The sequence below is a fragment of the Alkalihalobacillus sp. CinArs1 genome (genome assembly GCF_947387515.1).
Taxonomy (GTDB): Bacteria; Bacillota; Bacilli; order Bacillales; family Guptibacillaceae; genus Guptibacillus.
Genome location: NZ_CANDOB010000002.1, coordinates 1,147,958 through 1,169,171 on the forward strand (window position 1 = coordinate 1,147,958; position 21,214 = coordinate 1,169,171).

The 21,214-nt window shown below is 43.6% G+C and carries 19 protein-coding genes; 18 read left to right on the forward strand and 1 reads right to left on the reverse strand.

Going from position 1 to position 21,214, the window contains the following annotated elements; genetic code table 11:
* Positions 1-157 precede the first annotated feature (157 nt).
* From lspA to PFZ69_RS14720, 14 genes are all read left to right on the forward strand, one after another.
* Positions 158-619 carry a signal peptidase II gene (gene lspA / locus PFZ69_RS14655; protein ID WP_270182060.1) on the forward strand — a complete coding sequence of 154 codons (462 nt, stop codon included), beginning with the start codon at positions 158-160 and terminating at the stop codon, positions 617-619.
* Complete coding sequence (locus PFZ69_RS14660; RefSeq protein ID WP_270181804.1) at positions 619-1,530, forward strand: RluA family pseudouridine synthase; 912 nt, start codon at positions 619-621, stop codon at positions 1,528-1,530. The genes lspA and PFZ69_RS14660 overlap by 1 nt, the downstream gene beginning before the upstream one ends.
* 205 nt (positions 1,531-1,735) lie before the next feature.
* The gene (gene pyrR, locus PFZ69_RS14665) at positions 1,736-2,281 is read left to right on the forward strand and encodes a bifunctional pyr operon transcriptional regulator/uracil phosphoribosyltransferase PyrR (RefSeq protein ID WP_270181805.1); all 546 of its coding nucleotides are present in this window, start codon (positions 1,736-1,738) and stop codon (positions 2,279-2,281) included.
* A gap of 155 nt (positions 2,282-2,436) precedes the next feature.
* Positions 2,437-3,747, forward strand: a complete 1,311-nt coding sequence (locus tag PFZ69_RS14670; protein WP_270181806.1) for a solute carrier family 23 protein — start codon at positions 2,437-2,439, stop codon at positions 3,745-3,747.
* A gap of 144 nt (positions 3,748-3,891) precedes the next feature.
* Entirely contained in the window at positions 3,892-4,791 is a 900-nt protein-coding gene (locus tag PFZ69_RS14675; RefSeq protein ID WP_270181807.1) for an aspartate carbamoyltransferase catalytic subunit, read from the forward strand.
* A complete protein-coding gene (locus PFZ69_RS14680) occupies positions 4,791-6,068 on the forward strand; it encodes a dihydroorotase (protein WP_270181808.1) in 1,278 nt (425 codons plus the stop codon). Before PFZ69_RS14675 ends, PFZ69_RS14680 begins: the two co-directional genes overlap by 1 nt.
* A complete protein-coding gene (locus PFZ69_RS14685) occupies positions 6,065-7,153 on the forward strand; it encodes a carbamoyl phosphate synthase small subunit (RefSeq protein WP_270181809.1) in 1,089 nt (362 codons plus the stop codon). Before PFZ69_RS14680 ends, PFZ69_RS14685 begins: the two co-directional genes overlap by 4 nt.
* Positions 7,146-10,355, forward strand: coding sequence for a carbamoyl-phosphate synthase large subunit (gene carB, locus PFZ69_RS14690; protein WP_270181810.1), 3,210 nt, complete (start codon positions 7,146-7,148; stop codon positions 10,353-10,355). The genes PFZ69_RS14685 and carB overlap by 8 nt, the downstream gene beginning before the upstream one ends.
* Positions 10,352-11,113 carry a dihydroorotate dehydrogenase electron transfer subunit gene (locus PFZ69_RS14695; protein ID WP_270181811.1) on the forward strand — a complete coding sequence of 254 codons (762 nt, stop codon included), beginning with the start codon at positions 10,352-10,354 and terminating at the stop codon, positions 11,111-11,113. Before carB ends, PFZ69_RS14695 begins: the two co-directional genes overlap by 4 nt.
* Positions 11,110-12,051 carry a dihydroorotate dehydrogenase gene (locus tag PFZ69_RS14700; protein ID WP_270181812.1) on the forward strand — a complete coding sequence of 314 codons (942 nt, stop codon included), beginning with the start codon at positions 11,110-11,112 and terminating at the stop codon, positions 12,049-12,051. The genes PFZ69_RS14695 and PFZ69_RS14700 overlap by 4 nt, the downstream gene beginning before the upstream one ends.
* Positions 12,024-12,749, forward strand: a complete 726-nt coding sequence (pyrF, locus tag PFZ69_RS14705) for an orotidine-5'-phosphate decarboxylase (RefSeq protein WP_270181813.1) — start codon at positions 12,024-12,026, stop codon at positions 12,747-12,749. Before PFZ69_RS14700 ends, pyrF begins: the two co-directional genes overlap by 28 nt.
* Positions 12,733-13,383: an orotate phosphoribosyltransferase gene (gene pyrE, locus PFZ69_RS14710; protein ID WP_270181814.1), complete on the forward strand. Its 651-nt coding sequence runs from the start codon at positions 12,733-12,735 to the stop codon at positions 13,381-13,383. Before pyrF ends, pyrE begins: the two co-directional genes overlap by 17 nt.
* Positions 13,384-13,396: 13 nt before the next feature.
* Positions 13,397-14,053 carry a class I SAM-dependent methyltransferase gene (locus PFZ69_RS14715; protein WP_270181815.1) on the forward strand — a complete coding sequence of 219 codons (657 nt, stop codon included), beginning with the start codon at positions 13,397-13,399 and terminating at the stop codon, positions 14,051-14,053.
* 145 nt (positions 14,054-14,198) lie between these two features.
* Positions 14,199-14,699, forward strand: coding sequence for a VOC family protein (locus PFZ69_RS14720; RefSeq protein ID WP_270181816.1), 501 nt, complete (start codon positions 14,199-14,201; stop codon positions 14,697-14,699).
* 38 nt (positions 14,700-14,737) lie between these two features.
* On the opposite strand, the gene PFZ69_RS14725 is transcribed toward PFZ69_RS14720, so the two are convergent.
* The gene (locus PFZ69_RS14725; RefSeq protein WP_270181817.1) at positions 14,738-16,438 is read right to left on the reverse strand and encodes an Rqc2 family fibronectin-binding protein; all 1,701 of its coding nucleotides are present in this window, start codon (positions 16,436-16,438) and stop codon (positions 14,738-14,740) included.
* Positions 16,439-16,553: 115 nt separating this feature from the next.
* Here PFZ69_RS14725 and PFZ69_RS14730 point away from each other — a divergent pair, with 115 nt between their 5' ends.
* The 4 genes from PFZ69_RS14730 to gmk all read left to right on the forward strand — a co-directional run bounded on the left by PFZ69_RS14730 (position 16,554) and on the right by gmk (position 21,213).
* Positions 16,554-19,247 carry a calcium-translocating P-type ATPase, SERCA-type gene (locus tag PFZ69_RS14730; RefSeq protein WP_270181818.1) on the forward strand — a complete coding sequence of 898 codons (2,694 nt, stop codon included), beginning with the start codon at positions 16,554-16,556 and terminating at the stop codon, positions 19,245-19,247.
* 124 nt (positions 19,248-19,371) lie between these two features.
* Entirely contained in the window at positions 19,372-20,244 is an 873-nt protein-coding gene (locus tag PFZ69_RS14735; RefSeq protein ID WP_270181819.1) for a YicC/YloC family endoribonuclease, read from the forward strand.
* 74 nt (positions 20,245-20,318) lie between these two features.
* Positions 20,319-20,579 carry an extracellular matrix/biofilm regulator RemA gene (remA, locus tag PFZ69_RS14740; protein WP_224881992.1) on the forward strand — a complete coding sequence of 87 codons (261 nt, stop codon included), beginning with the start codon at positions 20,319-20,321 and terminating at the stop codon, positions 20,577-20,579.
* Positions 20,580-20,601: 22 nt separating this feature from the next.
* Positions 20,602-21,213, forward strand: coding sequence for a guanylate kinase (gene gmk / locus PFZ69_RS14745; RefSeq protein WP_270181820.1), 612 nt, complete (start codon positions 20,602-20,604; stop codon positions 21,211-21,213).
* Position 21,214: the final 1 nt, after the last annotated feature.

Sequence of the window (21,214 nt, forward strand, 5' to 3'; positions counted from 1 at the left end):
GGTCAGCTCAAATTATACTCCAGCTACTGTTATTGCGTTCCCGATACCCTGAGCACTTTGCACCATGCAAAGCGTTTACGGTTAACGTTCACATTGTACAGGAATGAATCCTGTGCTAAACTTTCATAGGAAGTATCATTCGATCGGGGGAGCGCACGTGTGGAAATATTTAATAGCCATTGGCATAGTTATACTAGATCAATGGACCAAATGGCTTGTTGTTAAAAATATGGAATATGGAGAGTCGATCAAACTCATCAACGACTTTCTCTATCTGACTTCACATCGAAATAGAGGAGCTGCGTTTGGCATCCTTCAAGGTCAGATGATTTTCTTTTACATTATTACGGTTATTGTGATTGTCGCTGTTTTATACTATATGAATCAATATAAACACAGCAAGTTCGTCAGTGTTACCCTTGCTTTAATATTAGGCGGTGCAGTGGGGAACTTTATCGATCGTGTCTTTAGAGGAGAAGTCGTAGATTTTGTTAACACGTATATCTTCTCGTATGACTTTCCGATCTTCAATGTTGCGGATGCTTCACTCGTTGTAGGGGTCATCCTCATCTTTATCGGGACGATATTTGAAAGTAAGCAAGCTGAAGGAGATAAGTAATGGAAAAGTTCGTTTTTACAGTAAGTACTGAAAATAAAGGCCAGCGGATCGATAAAGTGATACCGACATTCGATCAAGACTGGTCTCGTAGCCAGGTTCAAACCTGGATCAAAGAAGAACAAGTTCAGGTGAACGGTGAAGTTGTGAAAGGAAACTACAAAGTTTCGGAGAACGATGAAATCGTTGTGAGCGTCCCTGAACCAGAAACGCTCGAAGTTGTACCTGAAGATCTTGACTTAGATATCGTATATGAAGATCAAGATGTTTTAGTCGTCTACAAGCCTAGAGGAATGGTCGTACATCCTGCACCTGGACATCCAAGCGGAACGCTTGTAAACGGCTTGATGCACCAAGTTCGTGATTTAAGTGGAATCAACGGCGTGATTAGACCAGGGATCGTTCATCGAATCGATAAGGACACTTCTGGATTGCTCATGGTCGCTAAGAATGATCATGCACATGAATCACTCGTTAAGCAGCTTCAAGCGAAAACGGTGAATCGTCGTTATAAAGCCATTGTACACGGGAACATTCAGCACGATGTCGGTACCATCGATGCACCGATCGGTCGAGACAAGCAGGATCGCCAGAAGATGACCGTTACAGATGAGCATAGCCGAGATGCAGTTACGCATTTTAAAGTGTTAGAGCGTTATGATCACTATACTTACGTAGAGTGCCAGCTTGAAACAGGCCGTACTCATCAAATCCGTGTTCATATGAAATACATCGATCATCCTGTAGCAGGGGATCCTAAATATGGACCAAGAAAAAAAACGTTGCCGATCGATGGACAAGCGTTACATGCTGGTGTATTAGGTTTCAAGCACCCTGTGACTGAAGAGTGGCTCGAGTTTTCTCGGGAAGTTCCTGAAGATATGGAAAAGCTGTTAACGCGTTTAAGAAGATAAAAAACGGTTGACAGGTTTTCACGGCTCTGCCATACTACATGTAGACAATATAGCAATCCTTTAACGATGGTCCCGTGAGGCTACAAAGGAAAAACGGCTATGTACGTAACGTGTGTTTCGTATGCCCAAAACCCTTTTGCCTCCATGGCAAAAGGGTTTTTTAGTGACGTTGGACCAAAGCAGTTAAGCTGAAAGGAAGAGACGAATGGAAGATAAGAGGGTTTTACTCGATGATCAAGCGATTCGAAGAGCGTTAACAAGAATTGCTCATGAAATCATTGAACGAAATAAAGGGATTCAACATGCGATGCTCGTTGGGATCAAAACAAGAGGAATCTACTTAGCAGAGCGTTTAGCTGAGCGCATCGAACAAATTGAAGGCTCGAGCATACCGGTAGGAGAAATCGATATTACGATGTACCGTGACGACCTTTCATTAAAACATGAAAATCAAGATCCGAAGATTAAAGGCACAAGTATTGAGAGTGCAGTTACTGATCAAAAAGTCATCCTAGTCGATGATGTTCTTTTCACAGGGCGAACTGTTCGAGCAGCGATGGACGCCTTGATGGATCTAGGCAGACCTTCTCAGATTCAGCTAGCTGTTCTAGTCGATCGAGGCCATAGAGAGCTTCCGATCCGACCGGATTATGTGGGAAAGAATGTTCCAACTTCGAAGGAAGAAATTATTGAGGTTGCACTAACAGAAGTAGATGATTTCGATAGAGTAAGCATTAAACACGCTAAGTAAAAACCAATAACGTGCTCCCTTTAAGGTAGTCCAGAGAGACAGCCAAGGGAGGAGACGCTGTTCGATCAGGACACGCGTGTACCTCCTTGCGGCTAAGCAAGGAGTTTTTTTATACCTCCTTCTAGCCGGGACGCACATCCGAGGAGGAAATAACGATGAAACATGAATTAGGAATCCGAGAAGTACCAAAAACAACAACATGGGTAACTTTAAGCCTTCAGCATTTATTCGCAATGTTCGGTGCTACGATACTCGTCCCGTTCTTAGTAGGACTTGATCCAGCAGTAGCACTCGCATCTAGTGGTCTTGGAACCCTCTCTTATCTACTGATTACGAGGGGGAAGATCCCAGCATATCTAGGATCATCGTTCGCATTCATCGCGCCTATCATTTCAGCCGTATCACTAGGGGGACCTGAAGGGGCGATGATCGGGACGTTCTTCGCTGGTATTGTTTACGGAATCGTAGCCATTGCGATTCGGGCGGCAGGTTTAAACTGGCTTTTGAGACTGCTACCTCCGATCGTCGTTGGTCCTGTCATCATGGTGATTGGTCTTGGCCTTGCAGGTACTGCCATCAGCATGGCGATGAACAATCCTGAAACGGAAGCTTATAGCGGCATTCACTTCACAGTGGCTCTTGTCACGCTTGGTGTTACGATTTTAGCATCGATCTTCCTAAGAGGATTTTTAAGCCTTATTCCAATCTTGATCGGTATCGTTTCAGGATATACGTTCGCTTATTTTGTAGGTCTCGTTGATTTCAGTCCAGTAAGAGAAGCATCGTTTTTCGAGGTGCCAGACTTCATTATTCCTTTCGCAGATTATAACCCAGCACAAGTCTTTTCTTGGGAAATTCTTTTCGTCATGGTTCCGATCGCAACGGTAACGATCGCTGAGCACATCGGTGACCAGATGGTATTAAGTAAAGTAGCGGGACGTAATTTTTTGAAGACACCAGGTCTCCATCGATCGATTCTTGGTGATGGTGTGGCGACGATCATCGCTTCATTGCTAGGCGGGCCACCAAATACAACATATGGTGAAAATATAGGCGTTCTTGCGATCACTCGAGTATTCAGCGTGTTTGTTATCGGAGGAGCTGCAGTACTAGCACTAATCTTCGGCTTTATCGGCAAGGTCTCAGCTCTTATCTCTACCATTCCGACGGCGGTAATGGGTGGCGTTTCGATCTTACTCTTCGGGATCATCGCTTCATCTGGTCTCAGAATGCTGATCGATAACAACATCGATCTAGGTGAGAAACGAAACTTGATCATCTCATCCGTCATCTTGGTCATTGGGGTCGGAGGAGCGTTTATCCAGGTAACGGAAGACTTACAAATCGCAGGAATGGCGCTCGCGACGATCATCGGTATCGTTTTAAACCTTATTCTCCCTGGTGGTACTACACAGGAATCGATTGAGAATATGTTTGAAGAGCAAAATGATCATACAGCTGCATAGTTACATCCTTTAAAAAGGTACAGAGAGACCTAAAAGGGTGAGAAAAAGGCGCGAGATCTATCGCGTCAACTTTCCTACACCCTGAATCTGTTCAGGGTGTTTTTTTGTGAAGTTACTTATGTAGAAAAATAGAGGAGTGATAGGATGAAGCATTTACTCGATATGCAATCGATCGAGCCGGGTGACATCGAAGACCTTCTTCATATGGCAGAACGCTTCCGGTTAGGTAAAGAAACCATAGAGTACCCTACTGTTTTTGTTGCGAATTTGTTCTTTGAACCATCGACGAGAACACGTTTTAGTTTTGAAGTCGCACAGAAGCGACTAGGATGCCACACATTAAACTTTGAAGCTGCGGGCTCGAGCGTGCAAAAAGGTGAGAGCCTGTATGACACGATTAAAACGTTAGAAGCAATAGGCGCAAAAGCAGCTGTAATCCGTCACCCAAAAGAAAGATATTTCGAGTCTTTATTAGAAAGAACATCACTATCGATCATTAATGCTGGAGATGGATGTGGACATCATCCTACACAATCACTACTAGATCTATTGACGATCAAGCAAGAGTTCGGTTCGTTCAGGGGATTGCGAGTTGTTATCGCTGGTGATATCAAGCATAGTCGTGTGGCAAGGTCCAATGCATATGTCTTGACGAGACTTGGTGCCCTCGTCTCATTCTCAGGACCAGAGGCTTGGCGCGATGATTCGATCGGAGCATATCCATACATCACGATGGATGAAGCAGTAAGAGAAGCTGACGTTGTGATGCTCCTTCGAATCCAAAATGAGCGCCATCATCAACAGACGAACGAAAACGCCTCTTATCTCGCTGATCATGGTCTTACAGTAGAGCGTGAAAAGAACATGAAGCGAAACAGCATTATCATGCATCCTGCTCCAGTAAATCGAGGGGTTGAAATCGATACATCATTAGTAGAATGTGACCGCTCACGTATCTTTAAGCAAATGGAGAACGGCGTTTATGTCCGTATGGCTGTCCTTAACCGAGTTCTTCACTCCAATAAGAAAGGAATGTATGTGTAATGATCATAAAAAATGCCTTGCTAGTAAATGAAACTGGTAATCTTGAAAAACGTGACGTTCTTATTTCAGAAGAAGGGAAGATTGAGAGGATATCAGAGTCGATCGAAACTGACCACAATGAGTTCGATGCAAAAGAAATGCTGCTTGTTCCCGGGCTTGTGGATCTGCACGTTCATCTAAGAGAACCTGGTGGTGAGCATAAAGAGACGATCGAAACTGGAACGAAAGCAGCTGCGAAAGGCGGGTTCACAACGATTGCTGCGATGCCGAACACAAGGCCTGTGCCTGACCAAGCATCAACGATGACCGACCTGATGAAGCGAATCGAGAAGGGAAGCGTCCGTGTTCTGCCGTATGGTTCGATCACAGTGAGGCAGCTTGGTGAGGAGTTAACAAACTTTGAAGGCTTACGAGCATCAGGGGCTTTCGCTCTAACTGACGATGGTGTAGGCGTACAAAACGCAAACGTGATGTTGGAAGCAATGAAGCGCGCTGCATCAGCTGGCCTATCGATCGTAGCACACTGTGAAGAAAACACGTTAATAAACAAAGGTAGCGTTCATGAAGGCAAGTTTTCAGAGCAATATGACCTGAATGGCATCCCTTCTGTTTGTGAATCAGTACATATTGCTAGAGATGTGCTCCTCGCAGAAGCAGCAGGAGCGCACTATCACGTGTGTCATATCAGTACGAAAGAGTCTGTCCGCACAGTACGTGACGCGAAGCGAGCAGGCATCCATGTTACTGCAGAAGTAACACCACATCACCTACTACTTTGTGAAGATGATATTCCTGGTCTCGATACGAATTACAAAATGAATCCGCCCCTTCGTTCCAAGGAAGATCAGAAAGCCCTGATCGAAGGACTTTTAGATGGCACGATCGATTTCATTGCAACGGACCATGCGCCTCATGCTGAAGATGAAAAAGCAACATCGATGGAAAAGGCGCCTTTTGGGATCGTAGGACTCGAAACAGCATTTCCGCTTTTATATACGAACTTCGTTAAAAAAGGAACGTTTACGTTAAAACAGCTTGTTGATTGGTTAACCATTAAGCCTGCTGGAGCTTTTGGTCTGCCGCATGGCACTCTTAAAGAAGGGGTGGCTGCAGATATTACGCTGATCGATCTGAATAAAGAAGAGCACATCGACCCTGATACGTTTGTTTCGAAAGGAAGAAATACGCCGTTCAAAGGCTGGAAATGCAAAGGATGGGCTGCGATGACACTTGTTAATGGAAAAAAGGTTTTTGAGAAAGGGAGCGATCACGAATGAAAAGACAGTTGATTCTTGAAGATGGTTCGATCTTTGTTGGCAAAGCGTTTGGAAGTGAAATCGAAAAGAGTGGAGAAGTTGTTTTTAACACTGGCATGACTGGTTATCAGGAAATATTATCTGATCCATCCTACTGTGCTCAAATCGTTACCCTTACGTACCCTCTAATTGGAAACTACGGGATTAACCGGGATGATTTTGAATCGATCAATCCATCCGTACACGGCTTAATCGTAAAAGAAGCAACGAAAGCGCCAAACTATTGGCGAAATGAGATGACGATCGATGAACTTTTAAGGATCAAAGGCATCCCTGGCCTCGAAGGCATCGACACAAGGAAGTTAACAAAACTAATTCGTGCGAACGGAACGATGAAAGGCAAGCTTTGTTCGATGGACGTGGATACGAATAAAATTATTGAAGATTTAAGAAACACACCACTTAAACGGAATCAGGTTGAACAAGTTTCCATTAAAGCACCATATGCAAGTCCTGGCCGAGGATACCGGATCGTTCTTGTCGATTTCGGGATGAAGCATGGCATCCTTCGTGAACTTACGAAGAGAAAATGTGATGTTGTCGTGGTTCCTTACCACACTTCAGCAGAAGAAATCCTAAGGCTGAACCCAGATGGAATCATGCTCAGTAACGGACCTGGAGATCCAAAGGATGTACCTGAAGCGATCCAGATGATCAACGGTGTGCTTGGTAAAATTCCACTGTTCGGAATATGTCTTGGTCACCAGCTATTTGCGCTAGCTTGTGGAGCAGATACTGAAAAAATGAAATTCGGCCATAGAGGTTCAAACCATCCTGTTATGGAGATCAACACAGGAAAAGTTGCGATCACGTCTCAAAATCACGGCTACACGGTTTCCGCTGCTACGCTTGCTCATACAGAACTCGTCGTTACTCATAAAGCCATCAATGACGACACGATCGAAGGCGTGAAGCATAAACAGCATGCTGCTTTTAGTGTGCAGTATCATCCAGAAGCATCACCTGGACCTGAAGATTCAAACGAATTGTTCGATGACTTCATTTCGATGATCACAGCAAATAAGGGGGAAAAAACATATGCCTAAACGTACGGATATTCAAAAGATTCTAGTGATCGGTTCTGGACCGATCGTCATCGGTCAGGCAGCAGAGTTTGATTATGCTGGTACACAAGCTTGTCAGGCATTGAAAGAAGAAGGTTACGAAGTGATACTAGTAAATTCAAATCCAGCTACGATCATGACAGATGCGACGATAGCAGATGAAGTGTACATCGAGCCACTCACATTAGAATTCGTTAGTAAAATTATTAGAAAAGAGCGTCCTGACGCGCTTCTTGCAACGCTTGGGGGACAAACAGGGTTAAACCTAGCAATGGAGTTATCAGAAGCAGGCGTCTTATCCGAATACGATGTCGAACTTTTAGGAACTAGCCTGAATGCGATCCAACAGGCTGAAGATCGTGATCTCTTTAGGGAGTTGATGAGGAAGTTAAACGAGCCTGTTCCTGAAAGTGACATCGTTCATAACCTTGATGAAGCCTATACATTTGTGAAACGAATCGGGTATCCAGTCATCGTTCGACCGGCGTATACGCTTGGCGGCACTGGAGGAGGAATCGTTCATAACGATGAAGAACTCGAAGAAATCGTATCGAGCGGACTGAAGTATAGTCCTGTAACGCAGTGTTTAGTTGAAAAAAGCATCGCTGGCTTTAAAGAAGTTGAGTATGAAGTGATGAGAGATGGTCAGGATCAAGCGATCGTCGTTTGTAATATGGAAAACATCGATCCGGTAGGCATTCATACGGGAGATTCAATCGTTGTCGCTCCGAGTCAAACGCTTTCTGATCGCGACTATCAGATGCTTAGAAACGTAGCCTTAAAAGTGATCCGTGCGCTTCAGATTGAAGGAGGATGTAATATCCAACTAGCTCTTGATCCATATAGCTTTCAATATTACATCATCGAAGTAAACCCTCGGGTTAGTAGATCGTCCGCATTAGCTTCAAAAGCGACAGGTTATCCAATCGCAAAGCTCGCTGCAAAAATCGCTGTCGGCTTGTCTCTTTCAGAGATGAAGAATCCTGTAACAGGAAAAACGTATTCAAGCTTCGAACCAGCGCTCGATTATGTCGTAACAAAAATTCCAAGGTGGCCATTCGATAAGTTTGAAAGTGCAAATCGCCGGCTTGGAACACAGATGAAAGCAACAGGCGAAGTGATGGCGATCGGAAGAACGATCGAAGAATCTCTGTTGAAAGCTGTGCGATCACTTGAATCGAACGTCGATCATCTTTTGATCCCTTCGATGAGTGAGATCAGTGACGATGAAATGGAAGAACGAATCAGACATGCTGATGATGAACGAATCTTTGTAATAGCTGAAGCCCTAAGAAGAGGAAAGACGATACAGGAGATTCACGAATGGAGTGCAATTGACTATTATTTTCTCACCAAGCTAGAAGGAATGATTAAGCTCGAACAGACACTTACAGAAAATAATGGGAGCATTGAGCTGTTACGAGAAGCAAAAGAAAAAGGATTTACAGATAGTTTCATCGCACAATTATGGAATGAAGAAGAAAGAGCGATCTATACGCTACGTATGAGCGAAGGAATCGTACCAGTCTACAAGATGGTTGACACGTGCGCAGGTGAGTTTGAATCTGAAACGCCATACTACTATTCTACTTTTGAAGAAGAAAATGAATCTGCTAAAACATCGAAAGAAAGCGTACTCGTTTTAGGGTCTGGTCCAATCCGAATCGGTCAAGGAATTGAATTTGATTACGCGACCGTTCACAGCGTATGGGCGATCCGTGAAGCGGGATACGAAGCGATTATCATCAACAACAATCCAGAAACCGTATCGACTGACTTTAGTATTTCAGACAAACTGTACTTCGAACCGTTAACTGTTGAAGACGTGATGCACGTAATTGAACTTGAAAAACCAACGGGTGTTATCGTTCAGTTTGGAGGTCAAACAGCGATAAACCTTGCAGATGAGCTTTCTGCGAGGGGCGTTAAGATCTTAGGAACAAAACTAGAAGATATGGATAAAGCAGAGGACAGGGATAAGTTCGAAGTCACCATGAAGACGCTTGACATTCCTCAACCTGAAGGGAAAACAGCCACTTCAGTCGAGGAAGCAGTAGCCGTTGCTTCTACTATTGGATACCCAGTGCTGGTTCGTCCATCTTACGTACTCGGTGGAAGAGCAATGGAGATCGTCTATAAAGAAAGCGAGCTACTTCACTACATGGAGAACGCGGTAAAAGTGAATCCACAGCACCCCGTTTTAATCGACAGGTATTTAATGGGGAAAGAAATCGAAGTTGACGCGATCTCAGACGGTGAAACGGTGTATATACCAGGCATAATGGAACACATTGAACGAGCTGGCATCCATTCTGGTGATTCGATCGCAGTATATCCACCGCAAAGTCTATCAGAAGAAATCAAACAGACGCTAATCGATCAGACGATCAAATTGGCGAGAGGATTAAACATCGTAGGTTTGCTTAATATCCAGTTCGTTATCCAACAAAACAACGTGTATGTTCTCGAAGTGAATCCAAGATCGAGTCGTACGGTGCCATTTTTAAGTAAGATTACAGGTGTACCGATGGCGAACTTAGCAACAAAAGTGATCCTCGGTCAAACGCTAGCACAATTAGGGTATGAAACTGGCTACGGAGAGGAACGAGACGAAGTGTTTGTAAAAGTGCCTGTATTCTCGTTCGCGAAACTTCGACGTGTCGATATCACACTAGGTCCAGAGATGAAATCGACTGGAGAAGTAATGGGGAGAGACGCTACCCTTGAGAAAGCCTTGTATAAAGGACTTGTTGCATCAGGGATGAACATACCGACGCATGGATCTGTCCTGTTTACGATCGCTGATAAAGACAAAGAAGAAGGAGTAGATCTTGTCAAACGATTCCATGCGATCGGCTACCATATTCTCGCAACTGAAGGTACAGCAGACGTTATTCGTGAGCTTGGGATTCCTGTTACGACAGTCAATAAGATCGGAGCAGAAAAACCAAACTTGTTACATGTGATCCGTGAAGGGCAAGCGCAGTTTGTCATCAATACATTAACGCGCGGAAAGCAACCAGCACGTGACGGTTTCAGGATTCGTCGTGAATCTGTTGAGAACGGTGTTGTATGCTTCACATCGTTAGACACTGCAAGAGCATTACTTCGTGTCCTTGAAACGATGACGTTCTCTAGCGTCAGCATGCCTAAATTTCATCAAAAAGAAGTGATTCATTCATGAAACAGTTGAAAACGGAGCTTGTGAACCAGCGGAAGATTGCTGCGTCCATCTATGAAGCAGTCCTCTATCATGAAAGCATCGATGATCAGTTCAAACCAGGTCAATTCGTTCATGTGAAAGCTGGAGCTGGTTCAGATCCGCTATTGAGACGACCGATCAGCATCTGTCACGTTGATCCAGAGGAGCATCTTCTTACGATGATCTACCGTGCTGAAGGAAAGGGAACCAACTTATTAAAGAACGAGGTGCCAGGAGCGGTCATCGATATTCTGGGGCCACTCGGAAATGGATTTCCAGTGGACGAGGTTAAAAGTGGTCAAAAAGCGGTACTTGTAGGTGGTGGTATAGGGGTTCCGCCACTTTACTACCTCTCAGAAAAATTAAGAGAAAGAGGCGTGGCAGTTCATCATGTAAATGGGTTTCAATCGAAAGAAAGTGTTTTTTATGAGAATGAATTTAAGGAGCTAGGGCCTCTCACGATTACGACTGCAGATGGGAGCTACGGAGAAAGTGGGTTTGTTACAAGTCAGCTTGATCTTTCATTCGATTATCTTTTTGCTTGTGGACCATCACCAATGCTTCAAGCTCTTGAAGCATATCGATCTAAAGGCAAGGTGTATTTATCCCTCGAACAAAGGATGGGCTGTGGAATTGGTGCTTGTTTAGCATGCGTGTGTCATGTTCATGGATCAGATCTAGCTTATCGAAAGGTTTGCAGCGATGGACCAGTGTTTGAAGCAGGGGAGGTAGTCTTATGAGTCGATTGACGATCGAGTTACCGGGGCTTTCATTGAAGAACCCCGTGATGCCAGCTTCAGGATGCTTTGGGTTTGGCCGTGAATACAGTAAGTTTTATAATCTTGAGAAACTCGGGGCCATCATGGTGAAGGCAACGACACAAGAACCCAGATTCGGTAACCCAACCCCACGAGTCGCTGAGACATCTTCTGGGATGCTGAATGCGATCGGGCTTCAAAACCCAGGTTTAGATAATGTCTTACAATCTGAACTTCCATGGCTTTCCCAATACGATGTTCCCGTGATCGCGAACGTTGCAGGGTCAACGATCGAAGACTATATCGCCGTATCAGAAAAGATTTCTAAAGCAGAGAACGTCCACGCACTCGAACTCAATATTTCGTGTCCGAATGTGAAAGAAGGAGGATTAGCATTCGGGACAGTCGCTGAGACAGCATATGAGGTGACGAAAGAGGTTAAAAAAGTGTCTCGTGTTCCCGTGTATGTCAAGCTTTCTCCTAATGTTACGGACATTGTATCGATCGCAAAAGCAGTTGAAAAAGCAGGTGCTGACGGACTTACGATGATCAATACGCTGCTCGGAATGAGAATCGATTTAAAAACGGGTAAGCCGATTCTTGCGAATGGAGCTGGTGGACTATCAGGACCTGCAATCAAGCCCGTGGCCATTCGTATGATTCATCAGGTCAGTCAAGAAGTGTCGATTCCGATAATTGGAATGGGAGGTATCCAGTCGGCTGAAGACGTTGTCGAGTACTTCTTAGCTGGCGCAAGCGCAGTAGCAGTCGGGACAGCAAATTTCGTTGATCCTTTCTGTTGCCCTACAATCATTGAAGATCTCCCTCCTTTATTAGACGAACTTGGCGTAAATCACATCAATGAATTAATCGGAAGGAGCTGGAAAAACGAATGGACACTTCAATCATCCTCGCGCTAGACTACTCGAATAAAGAAGAGCTAGAAACGTTTTTAGAAGAATTCAAGCAAGAGCAATTGTTCGTAAAGGTTGGGATGGAAGCCTATTTCAACTATGGACCGAGATTGATCGAGCGTTTGAAAAGTCAGGGTCACAAAATTTTCCTAGACTTAAAATTACATGATATTCCAAATACAGTTTGTAAGTCGATGAAGGTACTAGCTTCGCTCGACGTGGATTTGATCAACGTGCATGCAAGCGGTGGTAGAAAGATGATGCAAGCCGCTATTGAAGGGTTGGAAATGGGTACCCCTTCTGGGAAAAAACGCCCGTTATGTATCGGTGTTACGCAGTTAACGAGTTCATCTGAAGAGATGATCAAAAAACAGCTAAACATCTCTATGAATATGAAAGATAGTGTCGTTTCACTTGCAAAGCTATCGAAAGAAAGCGGACTCGATGGGGTAGTTAGTTCAGCAATGGAAGTACCTGTCATCAAAGAAGCTTGCGGTAAGAGATTTTTGACCGTTACGCCAGGCATCCGATTAGAAGGTGACCTCGCAGGCGACCAGAATCGTGTGTGCACGCCTTCGAAAGCTAAGATGCTAGGAAGTGATTATATTGTTGTGGGTCGGAGTATCACCGGTTCGAAACGGCCTTTAACAACGTATGAGCGTCTAAAAAAAGAATGGGGGAGTCTTCATGAAGTCAATCGCTAAAGCACTATTCGATATTGAAGCTGTAACTTTAAAGCCAAATGATCCGTTTACATGGTCTTCTGGAATGAGATCCCCGATCTATTGTGATAACAGGCTTACATTATCCTTTCCATCTGTTAGAAAGGAGATAGCTGAAGGTCTTGTAAACTTGATTAAAGAACGCTTTAGAGATGTGGACGTGATCGCTGGAACGGCCACTGCAGGAATTCCTCATGCTGCATGGGTGAGCGAGAAGTTAAATCTTCCTATGGTCTATGTGAGAAGCAGTGCGAAGGGGCATGGAAAAGGAAATGTGATCGAAGGAAAAATAACAAAAGGTGAAAAAGTAGTTGTCATCGAAGACCTCATTTCAACAGGAGGAAGTGCGATCGATGCGGCATCACAATTGAAGAATGCGGGAGCTGAGGTGCTAGGTGTTGCTGCAATTTTCACATATGGGATGAAAAAAGGTGAAGAACATTTCTCTCAACATCAAATCGAATGGCACACGTTAACGAATTTCGATGAGTTATTAACATGTGCAACAGAAACAGGTATGATTAAGGAAAGAGAGGTTCAATCACTGCTGAACTGGCGCGACGATCCTTCTTCAGAAGAGTGGATGGAGCAGTTGAAAAATCTCTCCGTTAATTAGTTGGAGGGTCCTTATGAGAAAAATGCAAGGAGAAGAATTCGATTCACTCGTTTCATTCTTCGATGATATGGCACGAACAAAGTGGCTTGGTGAAGTCCATGACGAGTTGAAAGCTGCATCAGGTACATGGAATGATAAATCGGTATTAGATGTAGGGTGCGGTACAGGAAGACTGCTGTTACGCGGTGTCGAAGAAGCATCGTTACTAACAGGAGTGGATCTATCTTCAGAGATGCTGAAAGCAAGTAAACAAAACTTTTTCTTCTTAAATCGGTTGGACAAAACACACTTTTCAGTTGAAGATGCTTGTGACCTTTCATTCGAAAATGATCTGTTCGACATCTCGTTATCGACGTGTGTGATGTTTCTGTTACCAGAGCCTGAAGAAGGAATGAAAGAAATGATTCGGGTTACAAAACCCGGAGGAAAAGTCGTAATGCTGAATCCTTCCCTTCGTATGGACCAGGCTTCTGCTTTTTCATATGCAAAAAAGCATGGAATGAGTGGATTCGAACAAACGTCTCTTCTTAAATGGTCGAACGTTTCTACAAAAAGGCATCGCTATACATCAGAGCAATTGAGCGAAAAGTTACAGACCCTTGGGGCAAAGAAAGTGGATCATATTGAGGTTTTGGATGGATTAGCGATTATTACGGTTGCACATTTATAAAAGTCGAGCAGCTCAGAAAGAGTACAGCACAGTATTCTTTCTGGGCTTTTAATATGAATCAATAGCAGGTCTTAGGGAATTTACAGAGAAGGGTCTCTTGACGTGTTGTAGCGAACTTATCCATATTCTTAAGGGGGATTGTAGTATGGCGACTATTCAAAAGATCATTCCTAACCTGTGGTTCGATTGCGAAGCAGAAGAAGCAGTGACCTTTTATACGAGTATATTCGAACGGTCAGAAGTCCATAAGATTACTCGCTTTATGAAAGCAGGCGAGGAGATTCATAGGAAAGAAGAAGGAAGTGTGATGACGATCGATTTTTCGTTAGATGGACAAAGGTTTGTTGCTCTTAATGGGGGGCCGCACTTTACATTTAACGAGGCGATTTCGTTCATAGTCACATGCGCTACCCAAGAAGAAGTGGACTATTACTGGGATAAGCTGTCTCAAGGTGGGGATGAATCAGCACAGCAATGCGGCTGGTTGAAGGACAAATTTGGGGTTTCGTGGCAGGTCGTACCTGAGCGTTTAACGGACCTATTACATGCAGGTCCTCCTATTGCCGAGAAAGTGATGAAGGAAATGCTAAAAATGAAGAAGATCGATTTGAACGCATTAGAAACGGTTAAAGAACAAAGTCTGTAACCTATAGAAAAGCGTCACGCCAATCGGCGTAACGCTTTTTATTTTTTCATTTTGTATACGAGATCTTCGTCAGGTGTGACATAGAGTGTATTTTGTTGATCGTATGTGACGAAGCCAGGCTTCGCTCCATTTGGTTTCTTTACATGTCGGACTTCCGTATAGTCGACAGGTACAGAGCCAGACTCGCGCGCTTTACTAAAATAAGCTGCAAGGTTCGCTGCTTCTAATAGCGTTTGTTCAGAATAGTCGCTGCTTCGAATCACTACGTGAGATCCAGGGATGTCCTTCGTATGAAGCCACGTCTCGCTCCGTGCTGCAAATTTATTCGTTAAATACTCATTTTGTTTATTGTTTTTTCCTACGAGTATTTCGGTGCCATCCGTCGATTCATAGGTATCTAACTCAGGCTTGGAGCTCTTTTTCTTTTTTTGTTTCCTAGAACGCTTCTTAATATAGCCTTCTTCTTCAAGCTCTTCGCGAATTTCTTCAATATCTCTCGGAGAGGCTGAAGAAAGCTGCTGAAGAAGTTGCTCAAGATATGCGATTTCCTCATGAGCCTTCACGATTTGATCCTCAAGTACTTCGATAGAGTTTTTTGCTTTATTGTACTTTTTAAAGTACTGCTGAGCATTTTCAGAAGGTGATTTTTGAGGATTCAGTTCGATCGTCACCGTGCCGCCTTCTTCATCGTAATAATTTTGGACTTCGACTTCGGCATCTCCACGCTTCACCATATGCATGTTTGCGGTCAAAAGCTCCCCAAGCAGCTGGTATTTATCTGCAGATTTTGCTTCTTGAATCGTTTTTGATAATTTCTTCACTTTCTTCTCGTTCTTTTTCCGCTCATTTGAAAGCAAGCGCTCAAGATCATTCGTTTGTTGCTTTACGCGATCGCGGTCTGCCTTCCCATAATAAAAGCGATCGAGAAGTTCGCTTACTGAGCGGAACGATTTGCTTTCACCATTAAGGTGTGTCAAAGAGACGACTGAAAAATGTTCTTTAGAAGAAAGTACCATCTGTGGCGTGTACTTGTGATCTTCTAGTTCTTCAAATAAAGTACAAAATGCCTTTGGCAGAGTAGATCTTGTTGCTAATCCCGCTCGATGAATCACTTCGTTCGCGATGAGAGGGGAGATTCCTGAAAAGGATTGAACAAGCTGGTTTCCTAACTTTCCAGCGTTAAAGTCGATTCTTTTTAGAAAATCGTCTTCAGTTAAGTTAAACGGTGAGGCTTTGTGTTGTTCTGGTGGAGCTACATAATCCTGCCCAGGCATTACCGTTCTATGTCTGTTAACCGAAGGAGACAGATGTTTGATACTATCCAAAATCATTCCATCTTCATTTAGTAGCATCACATTACTATGTCGTCCCATAATTTCTGCAACGATCGTTCTGGTAGTCATATCCCCAAGATCATTTCTTGCCCTAAAGGTAATATGAAGGATCCTTTCGTTATCGACCTGGTTGATCCGCTCAATAATACTTCCCTCTAGATGTTTTCTTAAAAGCATGCAGAACATCGGAGGTTCTTTTGGGTTCGCATAAGATTCTTTTGTAATATGAACCCGTGAATAAGATGGGTTAGCTGATAATAACAGCTGATGATTCTTCCCTCCTGAACGCACCACGAGGATGAGATCGGTCGAATAGGGCTGATAGATTTTTGTTACTCTACCACCTTTTAATACTTCATTTGTTTCATGCGCTACGGCTCTTGTAACCATACCGTCAAAAGACATACTGTTCACCTACATTTCTATCGATAGACATCTTGTATAGTATAGCATTTTTTGTAGCTTGTCTGAATATAGATGGACTATTAGAGTGACATTGTGCAGGATCGGAGTGTTGAACATGAGCTGGTATAACATGACAGAACCAGAGGTGGCTGAAGAACTAGAAACGAATGTTGAAACGGGCATCACCACCGAGGATGCGGCTGAAAGACAAAAAGTGTTCGGACTTAATGAGCTAGAAGAGGCAGAGCGGCCATCGGTCGTGTTACTGTTTCTATCGCAGTTCAAAGACTTCATGGTCGTCGTCTTGCTTGCAGCAACATTAATTTCAGGCCTTCTCGGTGAATACCTCGATGCCATTGCGATTATCCTCATTATCTTGGTCAATGGGATACTCGGTTTTGTGCAGGAAAGAAAAGCTGAAAAATCGTTACAGGCATTAAAACAGCTATCGTCTCCACACATGAAAGTGCTGCGTGATTCTTCGTGGGTGTCGATACCAGCACGGGATGCCGTAGTAGGTGATATCGTACGAATTGAGAGCGGTGACCGAATTGGAGCAGATCTTCGCATCATTCAATGCCAAGAGCTTCAGATCGAAGAGTCAGCATTAACGGGTGAATCGGTTCCTTCTAATAAACATCCTGAGCCAATACGTGAGGAAGGGGCAGGCCCTGGTGATCAACTGAATATGGGGTTCATGGGAACGCTAGTAACAAAGGGAAAAGGCATCGGAATCGTTACAGCTACAGGTATGAATACGGAGATGGGCAAGATCGCTCACTTAATTCAAACTGCGGATACGCTTGAAACCCCGTTGCAGCACCGTTTGGAGCAACTTGGGAAAATATTAATTGCCGCAGCACTATTTTTAACCGCGATCGTTGTATTACTAGGTATTTTTCAAGGACGAGATGTCTATGACATGTTCCTTGCAGGAGTATCGTTAGCCGTCGCAGCAATCCCAGAAGGTCTTCCGGCAATTGTTACGATCGCATTAGCGATCGGCATGCAAAAGATGATTAAACGGAGAGCGATCGTTCGAAAACTCCCATCGGTTGAAACGCTTGGATGCGCAACAGTTATCTGTTCGGATAAGACAGGCACGTTGACTCAAAACAAAATGATGGTAACGAAGCTATGGGCTGGTGGACAAACATGGAACGTAACGGGCTCAGGCTATTCTCCGTACGGAGACTTCTTCAAAGGGGACACAAGAGTTTATTCCGATGACGAAAAATCATTAAAGCAGCTTCTGACGTTTGGTCTTATTTGTAGCAATGCGAGGGTGCTCGAACAAGACGGTGACTATTACCTTGATGGAGATCCAACTGAAGGAGCGCTCGTCGCAGCCGCAATGAAAGCAGGTTTAACGGAAGAAATACGCGAAGAAGAATTCACGATCATTCAGGAATTCCCATTTGATTCGAACCGAAAAATGATGAGTGTGATCGTAGAAGATCAAGCAGGGAAGCGGTACGTCATTGCAAAAGGTGCTCCTGATATTGTATTAAAACAATGCGGATCAGTACTTTGGAACGAACGTCAGGCGCCGTTAAGAAAGAGTTATGAAAAGCAAATCAATGAAGAACTTGCTTCATTTGGAAACAATGCGCTCCGAACAATTGCCGTCGCTTATAAGCCGATCCAAAATGAAGAACGGCTTCTACATAGCGTACAGGCTGAGTCTAGGCTCACGTTTGTTGGGTTACAAGGGATGATCGATCCACCTAGAGAAGAAGTGAAGCAAGCAGTTGAAGACTGTAAAACAGCAGGGATCAAAACCGTAATGATAACAGGTGATCACGTGACGACGGCGACGGCCATTGCCCGAAACCTTGGGATTTTACCCGACGACGGTAAAGTAATGGAAGGTAGTAAGCTTTCGACTTATTCTGTTGAGGAGTTAGAAAGTATTGTAGAAGATATTTATGTGTTTGCGCGCGTTTCTCCCGAACATAAGTTGAAGATCGTGCAAGCACTCCAGAGGAAAGGTCATATCGTCGCGATGACAGGGGATGGTGTGAACGATGCACCTGCGATCAAAGCATCCAATATCGGGATTTCAATGGGGCTCACAGGAACTGATGTCTCGAAAGAAGCGTCTTCTCTTATTTTAAGTGACGATAACTTTGCAACCATTCGAGCAGCTGTCGAAGAAGGTAGAAACATTTACGAAAACATTCGTAAATTTATCCGATACCTTCTGGCTTCTAACGTTGGAGAAATCCTCGTGATGTTATTTGCGATTCTTTTAGCCCTGCCTTTACCACTGGTACCTATCCAAATCCTCTGGGTGAACCTCGTTACGGATGGTTTACCAGCGATGGCACTTGGACTCGACCCTGCTGAAGGAAACGTGATGAAGAGAAACCCGCGCCACCCGAAGGAAGGTGTATTTGCAAGAGGTTTAGGATGGAAGATCATTTCAAGGGGAATCATGATCGGGGTGTGTACCCTTGCAGCGTTTATGATTTGTTTTGGTGAAAACCCTGATGATTTAGTGAAAGCTCAAACAGTTGCCTTTTCTACCCTTGTTCTCGCACAGTTAATTCACGTATTCGACTGTAGAAGCGAACGTTCGGTATTCCATCGAAATCCATTTGAAAACAAAGCACTCGTTCTCGCAGTTCTCTCTTCGGTTGGACTTTTACTCGCTGTGATTTACTACGAGCCGCTGCAACCGATCTTCCATACAACGTACTTGTCGGTGAGGGAGTGGATGTTGATTCTTGTATTCTCATGCATCCCTACGTTTCTCCTCGCAGGCTCAGTCTTTTTCAAAAGAAATATCCGTTTGAACAGAGGGTGACCACATCCTCTGTTTTTTGATTGAAAATACAGTCTATTTAAAAAAGCTTTGAGACGAAGTTATGACTTTGTTTCAGCATTATGAAGTGGTACAATTGGATAGAATAGCTATTGGAAGTGATAAAATGATTAAGAGTATGACAGGGTATGGAAGAGCATCGAACGAATGGAACGGTGTTCAAATCACTGTCGAAATAAAATCTGTAAATCATCGATACTTCGATGTATCCTTTCGTATGCCTAAAAATCTCCTGCAATTCGAATCGACGTTTAAAAAGATCGTGCAGCAAAACGAACATCGCGGAAAAGTTGATGTATTTATTCAATTAGAAGGTGCTGATATGACTTCGAATAAACTGCAGGCAGATTGGGAGTTGCTCGACCAATACATAACATTGCTAAAGCAAGCCGGTGAACGATACGAGTTGAAAGACGACCTTTCTATTTCTCAGTTGCTTCACTTAGAGGATGTTTTTCATGTTCAACAACAGGAAACTGATCTGGATAGTGTAGGGATCGCACATTCTCTTGAGGAAGCCGTGAAGTCATTGGTTACCATGAGAGAATCAGAAGGCGACGCACTATACCGAGACATTCGTTTGAAGTTAAATGAGATGGAGAAGAAAGTAGAGCTGATCTCTTCGATGAGTAGCGAAGTCACCACCACGTATGAAACAAGGATTCGGCACAAACTAGCTGAATTGAAAGAACTAGAGGATGTTGATGAAGGACGAGTCTTAACAGAAGTGGCACTTCTTGCTGACAAGGCAAGTGTCGATGAAGAAATTACAAGACTTCGTAGTCATCTCACTCAGTTCCATGATATTCTTACTACAGAAGGTGCAATCGGACGAAAGCTAGATTTTTTAGTGCAGGAAATTAACCGAGAACTCAATACGATCGGCTCTAAATCCACTCATCAAACGATTAGTCATCATGTTGTCGAGCTAAAGAGTGAAGTGGAAAAGATTCGAGAACAAGTTCAGAATATCGAGTAACCTGCACGGTATTCATCGTTTAAATTCACAAAAACTGTGTAAAAATAGAATCGTGATTCCTGGGAGGAAAGACAATGAGTATTAAATTGATTAACATTGGCTTTGGCAATATCGTCAACGCTAACCGAATTGTATCGATCGTAAGTCCAGAATCTGCACCGATTAAGCGAATTATTACGGTGGCTAGAGATCGCAATATGTTAGTAGATGCAACATATGGACGGAGAACCCGTGCAGTGATCATTTCTGATAGTGACCATGTTATTCTATCTGCGGTACAACCAGAGACTGTAGCGCAAAGACTGATCAACAAAGACGAACTATCAGATGAGTAGGATTTAGAAAGTGGAGGTTAGTATGAATAAAGATCGTGGATTACTAATTGTTCTTTCTGGCCCTTCAGGTGTTGGAAAAGGAACAGTAAGAAAAGCATTCATGCAGGATGCGGAGGAAGTGCAATATTCGATCTCTGTAACAACTCGTAAACCGCGTGAAGGGGAAGTTGACGGAGTAGACTATTTCTTTAAATCTCATTCAGAATTTGAAGAGATGATTGAAAATAATAAACTACTTGAATACGCACAGTTCGTAGACAATTACTATGGAACACCCGTCGATTATGTAGAAGAGACGCTTGATTCAGGTAGAGATGTTTTACTAGAAATCGAAGTACAAGGTGCTAAGCAGGTAAGAAACCATTTCCCAGAAGGTGCCTACATCTTTTTAATGCCACCGAGTCTAACAGAACTCAGAAATCGAATCGTCAACCGTGGGACTGAAACGGACGACGTAATCGATAATCGTATGGGCGTTGCAAAAGAAGAAATCGAATTGATTGACCAGTACGATTACATCGTTGAAAATGATCAGGTCGAGCTTGCATGTGAAAGAATGAGAGCAATCATTACTGCAGAGCATTTAAGACGTGATCGAATCGCACATCATTATAAAAACGTATCGGAGGTATAAC